The following is a 12,728-nucleotide window of genomic DNA, read 5'->3' as shown; positions in this document are numbered from 1 at the left end:
GTTGCACGGGTCTGCACAATGAGGCCAGCAACCCTGCAATCACGGGAGGTCACGATGGCTCTCGCAGCACAAGGCGACACCTGGGGCGTACCCGGACCGACCTTCCTCCTGATCTATCTCGGCGCGGTCGTGGCGGTGGCCGTCGTCGCGGCCGTGCACCGCCGCGCCCTCTTCGCCGGCACGCGCGGCGCCCATGTCGACACGCTGGGGCCGCAGCAGCTCGCGTACCTGAACGGCGGCGACCGGCTCGCGGTCTACGCCTCCCTCGGCGGGCTGCGGGGAGCCGGCGCCGTCGGCAGCGCGCCCGACAAGACGCTGTGGCAGAGTGGCCCGATGCCCAGCGGCGTCACCCCGCTGGACACCGCCGTCTACAACGCCGCCGGGCGCCGGATCCGGGCGCGCGAGGTGCTCACCGACCAGTGGGTACGGTCGGCGCTCGACCAGCTCCGCGCGGGCCTCGAGGCCAACGGCCTGGCGGTCACCGCGGGCCGGCTGCAGACCGCCCGGCTGTGGGTGATCGCCGGACTGGCACTGGTCCTGCTCGGCATCGCCCGGCTGCTCGCTGGCCTCGCGAACGGCAAGCCGGTCGTCTTCCTGGTATTCGCCCTGGTCTTCGCCGTCATCGTGACCGTCAAGCTGTGGCAGTCGACGCGGTGGGCGACCGGCGTGGCGCTCAAGGGCATGGCCGAGCTGCGGCGCCGGCACGACTATTTGGCGCCGCGGCAGTCGCCGTCCTACGCCACGTACGGCGCGGCGGGCGCGGCGATGGGCGTGGCCCTGTTCGGGGCGGCGTCGCTCTACACGATGGATCCGGCCTTCGCCGAGGAGGCGGAGATCCAGCGCATCAACGCCTCCGGCGTGGCGACCAGCTCCGGCAGCAGCTGCAGCAGCGGGAGCTCCTGCAGCAGCGGGAGCTCGTGCAGCAGCGGCAGCTCCTGCGGGGGCGGCGGAGGATGCGGCGGAGGCGGCGGGTGCGGCGGATGACCGCTTACGGGGTGGGCATCGGCTGGCGCCCCGAGATCGCCGGCTTCGTCGCACGGCTCCCCGGCCTGCGCTTCGCCGAGGTCGTCGCCGAGTCGGTGCACGCACACGGGGACCTGCCGACCGGGCTCACCGACCTGCGCGAGCGCGGCGTCGCGGTGGTGCCCCACGGCGTGAAGCTCTCCCTCGGCGGCGCCGAGCCGGTCGAGCCCGCCCGGGTCACCCACCTCGCCGCCGTCGCGCAGCGGCTCGGCGCTCCCCTGGTCAGCGAACACATCGCGTTCGTCCGGGCGGGCGGGGTGGAGGCGGGGCACCTGCTGCCGATCCCGCGCAGCAGGGAGGCGGTCGCCGCGGTCGTCGCCAACGTCCGGCGTACGCAGGAAGAGCTGGACGTGCCCCTCGCGCTGGAGCCGATCGCCGCCCTCTTCGACTGGCCCGACGACGAGCTCGACGAGGGCGCGTTCCTGACCGAGATCCTCGAGCGGACCGACGCCCTGCTGCTGCTCGACGTGGCCAACGTGTACGCCAACGCCCGCAACCGCGGCACCGACCCGGCGGCGCTGTTCGACCGGCTGCCGCTCGAGCGGATCGCGTACTGCCACGTGGCCGGCGGCTCGGCGCACGACGGCCTCTACCACGACACCCACACCGACGCCGTGCCGCAGGACGTGCTCGATCTGGTCGCCGAGCTCTGCGAACGGCACCGGCCGCCCGCCCTCATGCTCGAGCGCGACGGGGCGTACCCGCCCGCGGCCGAGCTGGAGGCGGAGCTGGACGCGATCGCCGCCGCATCGGGCTATCCGGTGATCACGTGACGTCGCTGGCCGAGCGGCAGGCGGCGCTGGTGGCGGCGCTGACCTCCGGTGCGCCCGTACCGGAGGGTTTCGACGCCCGGCTGGTCGGGACCGCCCGGGTCGCGCTGCTGCGCAAGCGCGCCGGGGAGGTGGCCCGGCAGTGGCCCGAGCTGGCCGCGGCGCTCGGCCCACGGTGGGTGCGGGAGTGGAGTGCCTGGGCGGCCGCCCGGCCCACGAACGGTTCCCTGCGCGACGGCTGGGACTTCGCCCGCGACCTCGCCGCGCGCGGCGCCCTGCCGCGCGCGGCCGGGGCCGAGCTGGCCGCGCGCGAGGCCGCCCTGCGCTACGACGGCAGGAGCGCGCCGCGACCGCGCCGGTTGCCGGCCCTGCGGCGCGCGGGCGGCTCAATCACGGTGCAGGCCGCCGGCCGGGTACGCGTCCTGCGCCGTTAGGCGGTCCCTGAGCAGCTCGTCGGTGCTGACGAGATCCGCGCCTTCGCCGACGAGGCGCTCGTCCCGGCCGGCCAGGTCCGCCAGCTCCGCCCCGGCGCCCATCTCGCGCAGCAGCGAGATCGCCGCCGGGATCCGCCGCCCCCGCTCGATCGCGCCCGTCAGGACGGGCACCAGCTCGCCGGCCGGCATGCCGAGGCGCCACAGGGCGGCAGCCGCGCCGGCATCGGCCCACGGATCGTCGAGCAGCGCGCGCAGCTCCGGCTCCCAGACGCGCATCTCCCCGCGCCACCCGCCCGTCTCTCCGGCCAGCTCGGCCACCACCGCCGTCGCCAGGGCCGCGCGCGGGCCGCCTGCGGTCAGCACGGCGTGCAGGGTCGGCAGCGCGGCGGTCGTGTCCCCGGTGGCCGCGATCACGATCTGCGCGGCCAGCAGCTGGGCGGCGCACTGCGGCTGGGTGGCGGCCGCCTCCCCGGTCAGGAGCAGCTCGAACTCCGGAACCAGCGGCTGCGCCAGCGGCCCGAGCAGCCCGACCACCTCCGGCGGGATGGGCGGCCGCGCGGTCAGCAGGGCACGCAGGGCGGGCTTCGGGTCACCGGTCAGCCGGAACAACGCGGTGGCGGCGAGCAGACCGCCGGGCCGGGTCGCGGCCGCACGCAGGCCGGGAATCATCGGCGGGCCGACATGGCCCGCGGCGAGCAGCGCCCGGGTCGCGGCCGCGGGCGCCGACGGCAGGGCTGCCAGCAGGTCGGGTACGGCGTCCGCGGCGGCCGTCCCCCACCGGGCCACGATGTCGCAGAGGACCTCGATCACCGCCGTGGCATCCGGCCTCGCGGCGAGCTGTTCCCGTACCGCATCGAGCACGGCCGGAGTGCACGGCAGCGGCATCAGGCTGCCCGGCGGCCGGGCGACGCCGGTGAGGGCGGCCCGGACCACCGGCCCCACCCAGCGCGGATCACCGATGATCATCAGCGTCTCGAGCGCCTCGCGTTCCGTGGTGGCCGACGGCTGCGCGGCCACGGCGGGATAACCGGCGGCGATCTCGCTCAGGTCGTCCGCGTACCGGGCGGCCGCCCGCCCGCAGCGGCGCAGTGCGGTGACGGCTTCGTCGCGCACCTGCGGGTCGTGCAACGACGGCCCGAGCAACGGTACGAGCACAGCCGGCGCCGACCGGGACGCCTGGCACCGCAGCGTCAGCGCCCGCACCGCGGCCCGCCGCGTGTCCGCCGACAACGACCGGAGCAGGCGGCTCACCAGCGCCGGATCGGCCACCGCCGGCACGACGACGTCCAGCCAGTCGGCGGCCGCCCACCGCAGCCACGGCACCTCGGCGCCCGCCTCCACGGCGGCGGCCAGGCCCTCGACGACCGCCGGGTCGCGGGGCAACGGGATGCCGTCGCGGACCAGGGTCACGGCCGCTGACGCGCGTACCGCGGGATCAGGGTCGGTGATCGCGGCCGTGAGCCGCAGCCCCGGGACCAGCGACGCACGGACGCCGGCGTCGGTCTCCCGGTCCCAGCGTTCCCGCAGGATCGCGGGGTCGATGTCGCACCGGGCCAGCGCATAGGCGGCCGCCGCCCGCATGTCGGCGGCCGGGTGCGAGAGCAGCGGCACCAGCCGGTCCCGTTCGGCCCGGACCGCCGCGCGCACCAGCGCCGTCTCGCCCCGGGTCTGCGCCGGATCGGCCAGCAGGCCCACCATCCACAGGAAGTCGGCCCGCCCGCCCGCGGCCAGCGACACCAGGAACGGCACCGCCGCCGCGGTCGCGGAGTAGACCTCGCCCCGGGCGAAGATGCTGCCGTAGAGGTCGTCGAGCGCGGCCTCCCGCAGCATCCCCGGGACGTCGTGCGCAGGGCCGTACGCGTGGGTCAGCGCGGCCCAGTCCACCCGGTCCAGTTCGTCGAGCACCGGGGCAATCTACCCGGGCTACGCGGGCACCCGGTCGAGGAAACCCAGGACCGTACGGATCCGCCCGTCGGCGTCGAGCTCGACGACGTCGAATCCGGTGACGTCGGGGCCCAGGTGCCAGGTGAACCGGCCCTGGTCGTGGTGGGCGTCGGCGGTGCCGCCGGGCGTGAACGTGAGACCGGGGAAGCGCTGCTGCACCGCGCCGATCAGGCCGTCCAGCGCCTCGCGGCCCGCCACCGCGGCGAGCGGGTCGACATAGCGGACGTCCGCCGCGAAGACCTCCTCGATCGTCGCGCGGCGCTCTGCCGGGTCCGTCTCGTTCCAGGCCTGCAGGTAACGGGTGACGACGGCGTCGAAGTCGCTCATGGATCTGACCTCCGTGGTTGCTCGGTTGCTGACGGCGTCCACCGTCCCCCGGCACCGGTAATGGAGTCGATTACCTCGCGGGTAATGGGAGCCGTGCGGACGGCTCCCTACCATCGGGCCATGAGTGACGTGGGGGTGCTGCTGCGCGAGTGGCGGGGGAACCGGCGGCTGAGCCAGCTCCAGCTCGCCGGCCGGGCCGGGGTGTCGGCGCGGCACCTGTCCTTCGTGGAGACCGGGCGGTCCCGGCCGACCCGGGAGATGATCCTGCGGCTGGCCGAGGAGCTGGGCGTACCGTTGCGGGCCCGGAATGCCCTGCTGCTCGCCGGCGGTTTCGCGCCCGCCTTTGCGGAGCACGACCTCGACGGCCCGGACCTGGCCGCCGTGCTGGCGTCGCTGCGCGACGTCCTGGCCGGCCACGAACCCTTTCCGGCGGTGCTGATCGACCGGCACTGGACGATGGTGGACGGCAACGCCGCGGTCGGGCTGCTCGTCGAGGGCGCGGCGGCGACGTTGCTGGAGCCGCCCGTGAACGTGCTGCGGCTGTCGCTGCACCCCGACGGCATGGCGCCACGGATCCGCAATCTGGCCCAGTGGCGTACGCACGTCCTGCACCGCCTCGACCGCCAGGCCCTCGCGACCGGCGACCCGGCGCTGCGCGCCCTGCACGACGAGCTGCGGGAACTGCCCGGCGGCCTGGCCCCGGGCACGCCGGACGGCCTGGTCGTGCCCCTGCGCTTCGATGCCGGCGGCCACGAGCTGGTGTTCTTCAGCGTGACGTCCGTGCTGGGCACCCCGCTGGACGTCACGCTCTCGGAGCTCGCCGTGGAGTCCTTCCTGCCGGCCGACGAGGAGACGGCGTCCTTCCTGAAGGCGCGGTAGTGGCAGGATCAACGGCATGGATCTGGGCCTTGCCGACCGCGTCTACGTCCTCACCGGAGCCTCCCGGGGCCTCGGCTTCGCCACCGCGCAGGCCCTCGTGGCTGACGGCGCAAGGGTCGTCGTCTCCTCCCGCTCGCAGTCCGCGGTGGACGACGCCACGTCCGCGCTCGGGCGGAACGCGGCCGGGCTCGCGGCCGATCTGGCCGACCCGGGCACGCCGGAGCTGCTGGTCCGCACCGCGACCGAGCGGTTCGGCCGCTTCGACGGCGCGCTGATCTCGGTGGGCGGGCCGGGCCGCGGCACGGCCGCGGCGCAGACCGACGAGCAGTGGCGGGAGGCGTTCGAGACGGTCTTCCTGGGATCGGTACGCGCGGCCCGCACGTTCGCCGCGGCCCTCCCGGACGGCGGCGCGATCGCCCTCGTGCTGTCCACCTCGTCGCGAACACCGATCCCGGGCCTGGGCCTGTCCAACGGCCTGCGACCGGGTCTGGCCGGCGTCGCCAAGGACATGGCCGACGAGTACGGCCCCCGCGGCGTCCGCGTGCTCAGCCTGCTGCCCGGCCGCATCATGACCGACCGCAACCGGGAGCTGTTCGCCGCCACGGGAGACGCGGAGAAGGCGGAGGCCGAGGCGGCGGCGTCCGTCCCGCTCGGCCGGCTCGGCGCACCGGACGAGTTCGGCCGGGTGGCCGCGTTCCTGCTCTCCCCGGCGGCGAGCTACCTGACCGGGATCTCGGTGCCGGTCGACGGCGGGGCACTGCGCACGCTCTGACCGATTCCCTCCACCAGCACGGACAGACCCAGGCTGTTCGACGCCTTGACCAGCACCACGTCCCCGGGCTCGAGCAGTTCCCGCAGCAGACCGGCCGCGGCCTGGCGATCGGCGACATGGGCACCGCCGTATCCGGCCGCGTCCTGGTTGCCGACCGCCACGACGACGTCCACCCCGAGCCGTACGGCGGCCCGCCCGACCTCGGCATGCGCGGCCGCCGACCCGGCGCCCAGCTCGTTCATCTGCCCGAGCACCGCCACGGTCCGCCGTCGCCCGGCCGCCATGGCCACCAGCGTCCGCAGCCCGGCGACCATCGACTCGGGATTGGCGTTGTACGCGTCGTCCAGCACCGTGACCCCGTCCGGTCGCTCGGTGAGCCGCATCCGCCCCGCCGACCGGGGCGTCGCCGCACTCAGCGCATCGGCGACCAGCGCCACGTCGTCGGTGTGATCCAGGGCCACCGTCGCCGCGGCAAGAGCGGCGGTGACGAAGTGCTCGCCGTGCAACCTCAGAGCCACCTCCGCCGTGCCGGCCGGGGCGCACAGCACGAACCGGGCCCGGGCGGCACCGTCGAGCACGACCCGCTCGGCGCGGACCCGGGCCGAAGCATGCCGCCCGAACGTCACGACCCGCGCGACCGTACGCCCGGCCATCGCCGCCACCACAGGGTCATCGGCGTTGAGCACGGCCAGGCCGGTGTCCGGCAGCGCCTCCACCAGCTCGCCCTTGGCCCGCGCGATCGCCTCCCGGCCGCCGAACTCGCCGATGTGGGCGGATCCGACGCCCAGCACGACCCCGGTGTGCGGGCGCACGACCGGCATCAGCGCGGCGATGTCGCCGACATGCCGGGCGCCCAGCTCGGTGACCAGGAACCGGGTCCGCGCGGTGGTGAGCAGCACGGTCTCCGGCACGCCGAGCTCGTTGTTGCGGTTGCCCGGCGGCGCCACGGTCGGACCCAGCCGGCCGAGCACCTGGCCCAGCAGATCCTTGGTCGAGGTCTTGCCGGACGACCCGGTCACCCCGATGCGGTGCACGTGCGGCAGGCGGGTGACGACCTCGGCGGCGAGCAGCTGCAGGGCCGCGCGCACGTCGTCGACGACGACGGCCGGGACGCCCACGGGCCTTGCGGCAAGAACCGCGGCGGCGCCGTCGGTCACCACCTGCGCGGCGAAGTCGTGCCCGTCGCGGCGCTCCCCCGCGAAAGCGGCGAACATCCCGCCCGGCTCGACGCGGGAGGTCTCGTAGCGCACCGGTGCGGTCACGGTCGTCGCCGGGTCACCGTCACAGACAGTTCCCTGTACGCACGCAGCGATCTGAGCGAGCGTCAGGGGAATCACGACAGCGGCCCGTACGGCGCATGAGCAGCCCCGGTCATCAGGGCCCAGTACCGGTCCCCGTACGACCAGTGCCACCACTCGGTCGGGTAGTTCACCAGCCCTACGGCCCCCAGGGCGTCGACGAGCAGCCGCCGGTTCTCGCGCGCCGCGGCGGGGATGGTGCGAGCCTCGGTGAAGCAGGCGTTGTCGCTCTCGACCGGCGTCGCGTCGATGGGAGTACCCATGTCCAGCTCGACGCCGTCGGCCGTGCACAAGGTGAGATCGACCGCCCCGCCGGTGCTGTGCGGCGCCACCTCGACCGGTGAGACGAACTTGCTCGTCTCCTCCCGCAGCCGCCCCGCCGGCCAGGACGGATGCAGCCGACGCAGCTCGTCCCGGTAGCGGGTGAAGATCGCCTGCTGGGCCGCGTACGGCCGGTAACCCTCGACGACCAGCAACCTCAGCCCGTCGGGCAGCTTGCGCTGGGCGTCGGTCAGCCGGGAGACCAGCTCGGCGCGCAACCGGGCATAGGCGCCGTCGGGATCGGCGACGCGGCCGTCCAGCCGCAGCTCGGGAACGGCGCGGAGGTCGAGGAGGGGGTCTCCGTCGTCCACGGCGGGCACGGCGGCGACCCGCGGGTCGGACAGCAGGATCATCGCGGCGGCTCCAGCTCCGGACGGTGCCCGTCCAGCTTCCCCGGTTCTGCGGCCGGGCGCCGGTCGGGTGCTCCGGACCACACGTACGGGTCCCTCACCCTGCCTCCTGCAGTTCTCGTCGCCGTGTCTGACGTGCTCCCCGAGTCAAGCAGCGGGCGTCCACCGCCCGCCTCGGCTTGCGGGCGGATCGTGCGCCCCGCGAAACTGCGACCTTCGGTGGATAGGCTCGCCGGATGACCCCCGGGCCGCACCGCACCACCGAACACACCCACCGTGCGCCCCGGCCGACACCCGCTGAGATCGCCGCGGCGGCGGGCCGCACGATCCCCGACCTGATCGGCCCGGACCTGCACGTCCTCTTCTCGGGCATCAACCCCAGCCTGTACTCGGCGGCGACCGGCCACCACTTCGCCCGCCCGGGAAACCGCTTCTGGCCGGCCCTGCACCGCTCCGGCTTCACGCCGCGGCTCCTGCACCCGTCGCAACAGGACGAGCTGCCCCGCGCCGGCCTCGGCATCACCAACGTCGTCGCCCGCGCGACGGCCCGCGCCGACGAGCTGTCCCCCGCCGAGCTGATCGCCGGGGGCGAGATCCTGACGGCGCTGGTGGACCGGTGGCGGCCCCGCTACCTGGCGGTGCTGGGCGTGACGGCGTACCGGACGGCCTTCGCCCGCCCGAAGGCGACGATCGGCCCGCAGCCGGACCGGATCGCCGGCGTACCCGTCTGGGTCCTGCCGAACCCCAGCGGCCTGAACGCACATTTCACTCTTGAGCGGCTCACCGCCGAGTTCGCCCGGCTGAGACGCGCCGCGTCCTCCAGGACACCCGCAGTCCTGTCGGTGATGCTTGCGGTTCCCGACGCGGCCGAAGCCGCGCGGTGGTACGCCCGGGCACTGGGTGCCACCACCCTGTGGGACGTCGGCGGTGTGGTCGGGTTGTCGGTCGGCGGCGCACCCTTCTTCCTCGGCGAACCCGAGAACAACGGCTGGGCCACCCCCACCGACGCCGGCACCCGGACCGTACGGATCGAGGTGTTCGTGGAGGACCCGGACGCCTTCATCGCGCGCGCCGTGGCGGCCGGAGCCGACGGCAGCGTCGACGAGATCAGCGACCACGAGGCGCCGTGGGGCATTCACCGGCAGGGCGGCTTCGTCGACCCGTTCGGTCATCTGTGGCTCGTGGGCGACAGGTCCCCGCTCACGGCCTCGTCGAGCTGAGTTTCGTCTCAGCGCAGCACGGGGAGGGGCGACCGGTCCGACCGCCCGGTCGCAGCCTCGATGAACTCCACCGGCGGTGCCATCTCCGCGAGAAGGAGGGCCGTCTCCCGAAGCGCCGGCCCCGGAACCTCCAGCGGCCGCCCCAGCGCGCGGAACGCGTCCAGCAGATGCACCACCGACTCCATGAGCACGATCCGCAAGCCCTCGGCGAGAGTGGTCGGTCCGGCGGCGGGCCACGGCACCACCGTGGCGGGACCGGCAGCGCGCAGTCGCTCGACGGCCTGCCGCCCGGTGACGGCAAATCGCGCCACCAGGTCGGCGGGGGCACAGGAGACCGCCTCGCTGACCGCCCAGTCGGCGTTCATGCCGGCCATCGCGTACGCGACGCCGCCCGGCTCGTTGAACCGCCGGAGAATGTCGACCGCGGTCAGCACCTCTCCGGTCTTCGCCTCGCCGGTCTTCGCCTCGCCGGTCTTCGCTCGGCCGGTGTTCGCCTCGCCGGTGTTCGCCTCGCCGGTGTTCGCCTCGCCGGTGTTCGCCTCGCCGGTGTTCGCTTCCCCGGGCGCTGCTTCGGCGAAAGCCCGGGGAAACATCGAGACGTGCGCGAACAGCGCCGCCACATCCCAGCCGGGACACCGCGTCGGGGTCGCCCAGCCGTCGGTGTCGAGATCATCGCCCAGCGCGGCCCACGCGTTCCAGGTCTGCGCGACGCCGGCGACCGTGGCCTCGTACTCGTCCCGCACAGCGCCCTCCCGGACTTCAGCGGTCAGATGTCGACGTTCAGCCGTACCGTGACGGTGTCCCCGACCGCAAGCCCTTCCGCGCGACGCACCCCGGCCTTGACCGGCACGATGTACCGCCCATCCTTGGGCCACAACGACGTCGTCCACCCCGTAGCGCCGATGTGCGCACTGACCGGGATCATCCCCCACCCGTAGCTGACGAACGAAGCGGTGGACTCCAACTCGCGGCACTCATCGTCGGGCACGGTGACGAAGTGCCAGGGTGCGGGGCCCTTCCAGAACCACATCTCGCCGCTGAACTCCAGGTTCATGGAGCCAGGATAGGAACCCTGCTCACGTTGTCCATGGCTCGAGCGCGGAACGCTCCCCCAGGCCAGGCCGTGCCCGCACACGGAACTCGGTGTACGCCTTCGCGGGACACCCGGCTTGGGCCCTCACGGGATTTCCGGCCCAGGGCCTTACCGGGACTCCCGGCCCAGGCCCTCGCGCCAAGCCGACGCCCTCGCTTGGAGCGCGCCCACGCGCCAACCGAAACCGTCGCACGAGACCTCGGCGCAAGCGCAAGGCCTCGGGACGCACCAGCACGCCCGCACCGCCCGACACCGGGCCGCGCCGGCCGAGACGGCCCGCGCCGGGGGCCTGTCAGGGTTCGATGGGGCTCGGCACCTGGATGATGACCGGCTCCACGTCCGGCGCCAGGGGGGTGCTGTCGGCGAATTGGGTTCGGTACAGCTCTGCGTACAGGCCTCCGGCGGCGACCAGGTCGTTGTGGCGGCCGCGTTCCACGACGCGGCCCTCGTCGAGGACCAGGATCTGGTCCGCGTCGCGGACGGTGGAGAGGCGGTGGGCGATGACCAGCGCCGTACGCCCGGAGAGCGCCGCGGACAAAGCTCGCTGGACCGCCGCCTCGGATTCGCTGTCGAGGTGGGCCGTCGCCTCGTCGAGGATGACGATCGAGGGGTGTTTGAGCAGGAGGCGGGCGATCGCGATGCGTTGTTTCTCGCCGCCCGAGAAGCGGTAGCCGCGCTCGCCCACCACCGTGTCCAGGCCGTCGGGGAGGGAGCGGACGAGGTCGGCGACCTGGGCGCCGCGCAGCGCCTCCCACATCTGCTCCTCGGTGGCGCCGGGGCGGGCGTAGCGCAGGTTCTCCGCGATGGTCTCGTGGAAGAGGTGGGAGTCCTGGGTGACCACGCCGATCGTGTCGCGTAGCGAGTCCAGGGTGGCGTCTCGCACGTCGACGCCACCCACGCGTACGGAGCCCTCGGTGACGTCGTAGACCCGGGAGACCAGCATGGAGGTGGTGGACTTTCCGGCGCCGGACGGACCGACGAGCGCCACCATCTGGCCGGGCTCGACCGTGAAGTCGACGCCGCGCAGGACGGGGGCGTTCTCCGTACGGTCGAGGGCCGCGACGTCCTCCAGCGTCGCGAGCGAGACCTCGTCGGCGCTGGGATAGCGGAAGTGCACGTCGCGGAACTCGAGCCGGCCGGAGCCGGGCGGGATGGCGACCGCGTCGGGCTTCTCCTCGATGCCGGGCTTGAGGTCGAGCACCTCGAAGACCCGGTCGAAGGAGACGAGCGCGCTCATCACGTCGACCCGTACGTTGCTGAGTGCGGTGAGCGGGCCGTAGAGGCGGGTGAGCAGCAGCGCCATCGTGACCACGGTGCCGGCGGTGACGCTGCCCGTGACGGCGAGCCAGCCTCCCAGCCCGTACGTGAGGGCCTGGGCGAGCGAGGCGACCAGCAGCATGGCGACGAAGAACGTGCGCGAATACATGGCCTGCTGCACGCCGATGTCGCGGACGCGCTGGGCGCGCTCGCCGAACCGGGCGGCCTCGGCTTCCGGCCGGCCGAAGAGCTTGACGAGCAGCGCGCCGGAGACGTTGAAGCGCTCGGTCATCGTCGCGTTCATCTTGGCGTCGAGGTTGTACGACTCGCGGGTGATCTCGGCGAGGCGCTTGCCGACCCGGCGCGCCGGAATGATGAAGAGCGGCAGCAGCACCAGCGACAGCACGGTGATCTGCCAGGACAGGCTGAACATCACGGCGGCGGTGAGCACGAGCTGGATCACGTTGCTGACCACGCCGGACAGCGTGGAGGTGAAGGCGCGCTGCGCCCCGGTGACGTCGTTGTTGAGGCGGCTGACAAGAGCGCCGGTCTGGGTACGGGTGAAGAACTGCAACGGCATCCGCTGCACGTGGTCGTACACGCGGGTGCGCAGGTCGAGGATGATGCCCTCGCCGATACGGGCCGAATACCACCGCTGGGCGAGCGACAGGAACGCGTCGACCACCGCGAGGGCGGCGATGGTGAGCGCCAGCCGGATGACCGCGGACGCCGCCCCGGATCCCCCGGTGGTGATCGCGTTGACGACGTGGCCCGCCAGCACCGGGGTGGCGACGCCGATACCCGCGGCGAGCACGACGGTGACCAGGAAGACGGTGATGTCGCTCCGGTACGGCCGGGCGAACCGCAAGATGCGCCGGGTCGTGCCACGGCTGAGCCGATGCTGGGTGACCCGCTCGGAATTCTGGATCGAGCGGAGCATGGTCCAGCTCGATCCGCCGGACATGGGTCCCACGCGTCACCTCCGGGTCGTCGCGACAGCAGGCCTAGTGTGCCTGCTGGGTATGACAACCTGAGAGGTA

Annotated in this window: 13 protein-coding genes; 6 read left to right on the top strand and 7 right to left on the bottom strand. The window is 73.8% G+C overall.

Annotated features, from left to right (window positions below; all coding sequences use genetic code 11):
- The first annotated feature begins 54 nt into the window (after positions 1 to 54).
- Genes ACIBO8_RS08500 through ACIBO8_RS08490 form a run of 3 tightly spaced genes read left to right on the top strand, consistent with a single transcriptional unit; the run spans position 55 to position 2,227 of the window.
- The gene (locus ACIBO8_RS08500) at positions 55 to 984 is read left to right on the top strand and encodes a TIGR04222 domain-containing membrane protein (RefSeq protein WP_396114461.1); all 930 of its coding nucleotides are present in this window, start codon (positions 55 to 57) and stop codon (positions 982 to 984) included.
- Positions 981 to 1,796 carry a DUF692 domain-containing protein gene (locus ACIBO8_RS08495; RefSeq protein ID WP_396114460.1) on the top strand — a complete coding sequence of 272 codons (816 nt, stop codon included), beginning with the start codon at positions 981 to 983 and terminating at the stop codon, positions 1,794 to 1,796. The genes ACIBO8_RS08500 and ACIBO8_RS08495 overlap by 4 nt, the downstream gene beginning before the upstream one ends.
- Entirely contained in the window at positions 1,793 to 2,227 is a 435-nt protein-coding gene (locus ACIBO8_RS08490) for a hypothetical protein (protein WP_396114459.1), read from the top strand. Before ACIBO8_RS08495 ends, ACIBO8_RS08490 begins: the two co-directional genes overlap by 4 nt.
- On the opposite strand, the gene ACIBO8_RS08485 is transcribed toward ACIBO8_RS08490, so the two are convergent.
- Together ACIBO8_RS08485 and ACIBO8_RS08480 are read right to left on the bottom strand one after the other, a co-directional pair.
- Entirely contained in the window at positions 2,180 to 4,132 is a 1,953-nt protein-coding gene (locus ACIBO8_RS08485; protein ID WP_396114458.1) for a hypothetical protein, read from the bottom strand. The genes ACIBO8_RS08490 and ACIBO8_RS08485 overlap by 48 nt on opposite strands.
- 18 nt (positions 4,133 to 4,150) lie before the next feature.
- Positions 4,151 to 4,498 (bottom strand): nuclear transport factor 2 family protein, encoded by a 348-nt coding sequence (locus ACIBO8_RS08480; protein WP_396114457.1) that lies wholly within the window; start codon positions 4,496 to 4,498, stop codon positions 4,151 to 4,153.
- A 120-nt stretch (positions 4,499 to 4,618) separates the two neighbouring features.
- Between ACIBO8_RS08480 and ACIBO8_RS08475 the strand changes: the two genes are divergently transcribed.
- Together ACIBO8_RS08475 and ACIBO8_RS08470 are read left to right on the top strand one after the other, a co-directional pair.
- The gene (locus ACIBO8_RS08475; protein ID WP_396114456.1) at positions 4,619 to 5,377 is read left to right on the top strand and encodes a helix-turn-helix domain-containing protein; all 759 of its coding nucleotides are present in this window, start codon (positions 4,619 to 4,621) and stop codon (positions 5,375 to 5,377) included.
- Positions 5,378 to 5,393: 16 nt separating this feature from the next.
- Entirely contained in the window at positions 5,394 to 6,149 is a 756-nt protein-coding gene (locus ACIBO8_RS08470) for an SDR family oxidoreductase (RefSeq protein ID WP_396114455.1), read from the top strand.
- Here ACIBO8_RS08470 and murF read toward each other — a convergent pair.
- Both murF and ACIBO8_RS08460 read right to left on the bottom strand, forming a co-directional pair.
- Positions 6,095 to 7,411, bottom strand: a complete 1,317-nt coding sequence (gene murF / locus ACIBO8_RS08465) for a UDP-N-acetylmuramoyl-tripeptide--D-alanyl-D-alanine ligase (protein WP_396114454.1) — start codon at positions 7,409 to 7,411, stop codon at positions 6,095 to 6,097. The two genes, ACIBO8_RS08470 and murF, sit on opposite strands and share 55 nt — an antisense overlap.
- Positions 7,412 to 7,482: 71 nt before the next feature.
- Positions 7,483 to 8,121: a M15 family metallopeptidase gene (locus tag ACIBO8_RS08460; RefSeq protein ID WP_396114453.1), complete on the bottom strand. Its 639-nt coding sequence runs from the start codon at positions 8,119 to 8,121 to the stop codon at positions 7,483 to 7,485.
- A 233-nt stretch (positions 8,122 to 8,354) separates the two neighbouring features.
- Here ACIBO8_RS08460 and mug point away from each other — a divergent pair, with 233 nt between their 5' ends.
- Positions 8,355 to 9,338, top strand: a complete 984-nt coding sequence (mug, locus tag ACIBO8_RS08455; RefSeq protein WP_396114452.1) for a G/U mismatch-specific DNA glycosylase — start codon at positions 8,355 to 8,357, stop codon at positions 9,336 to 9,338.
- 8 nt (positions 9,339 to 9,346) lie between these two features.
- On the opposite strand, the gene ACIBO8_RS08450 is transcribed toward mug, so the two are convergent.
- From ACIBO8_RS08450 to ACIBO8_RS08440, 3 genes are all read right to left on the bottom strand, one after another.
- Positions 9,347 to 10,081, bottom strand: coding sequence for a maleylpyruvate isomerase N-terminal domain-containing protein (locus tag ACIBO8_RS08450; RefSeq protein WP_396114451.1), 735 nt, complete (start codon positions 10,079 to 10,081; stop codon positions 9,347 to 9,349).
- A 23-nt stretch (positions 10,082 to 10,104) separates the two neighbouring features.
- Entirely contained in the window at positions 10,105 to 10,392 is a 288-nt protein-coding gene (locus ACIBO8_RS08445) for a DUF1905 domain-containing protein (RefSeq protein ID WP_396114450.1), read from the bottom strand.
- Positions 10,393 to 10,723: 331 nt separating this feature from the next.
- Entirely contained in the window at positions 10,724 to 12,652 is a 1,929-nt protein-coding gene (locus ACIBO8_RS08440) for an ABC transporter ATP-binding protein (RefSeq protein WP_396114756.1), read from the bottom strand.
- Positions 12,653 to 12,728 lie beyond the last annotated feature (76 nt).

The organism is Actinoplanes sp. NPDC049681 (assembly GCF_044465265.1).
Taxonomy (GTDB): domain Bacteria; phylum Actinomycetota; class Actinomycetes; order Mycobacteriales; family Micromonosporaceae; genus Actinoplanes.
This window is presented reverse-complemented; position numbering and strand designations above follow the sequence as displayed.